This window comes from Agromyces humi (assembly GCF_009720255.1).
Classification (GTDB): domain Bacteria; phylum Actinomycetota; class Actinomycetes; order Actinomycetales; family Microbacteriaceae; genus Agromyces; species Agromyces humi.
This window is the reverse complement of sequence record NZ_WJSP02000713.1, coordinates 1-764: the sequence shown is the minus strand read 5'-3', so window position 1 is coordinate 764 and position 764 is coordinate 1. Positions and strand designations below refer to the sequence as shown.

1 protein-coding gene is annotated in these 764 nt (G+C 71.7%); it reads right to left on the bottom strand.

Translation table 11 applies throughout. The features are described from left to right. The coding region (locus GH736_RS23725) for an EI24 domain-containing protein (protein WP_203230947.1) at positions 1 to 444 on the bottom strand (444 nt) is incomplete at its 3' end. Positions 445 to 764: the final 320 nt, after the last annotated feature.

Sequence of the window (764 nt, the reverse complement as noted above, 5' to 3'; positions counted from 1 at the left end):
CACCCCCATCGCGGCGAAGACGCCGAGCCCGATGAGCGCGGCCGAGTCGCGCACCGAGCGCCAGAAGCCGGTGCCGCGCTCGGGCACGCTGCCGCCGAGCTCGACCTCGACGGCACGCCAGATGCGTTCGTAGAACGGGTCGCCCACCGCGAGGGTGACCGCCGTGAACGTCACCGCCGCGAGCACCACCGCGGCGCCGAACAGGATCGCCCCGATCGCGCTGCGGATGATCGTCGGCCACGGGTCGACCCATTCGTCGGCGAACGGCGTCAGCCAGTCGGTGATGCCGGGCAGGCCGAAGCCGAGCGCGACGAGTGCCCCGGCCACGAGCAGGAACACGATCGCCGCCGGGATCAGCCCGAGCAGCATCACGCCGGGACGCCGCGCCCAGAAGCCGAAACCGCGCACGAGCATCCGCACACCCGAGAAGAAACCGCCGATCACCCGCCCAGCCTAGGCTTGGCGTCCGGAACGGACGTGCGGGTTGACGCGAGGATCCACGTGGTGCAGGCGATCGACGTTCGGCTCGACGACGGACGACGTTGCCGAAGCCGGTGCCCTGGCCGTTCACCACGGCGTTGCCGGTGAGGGCGGGGTTCTGGCCGTGCGCGGCCGCGTAGGCGATCCGGCTGGTGAGCGGATGCCGCGGCTTGGAACATCCAGCCGCTGCTGGCGTGGTGGACGGGGGCCACCGTCGTGCTCGAGCGCACGTTCGATCCCGGCCGGGTGCTGCACCTCCGGAAGCTGGGCCATGACTTCTCCAG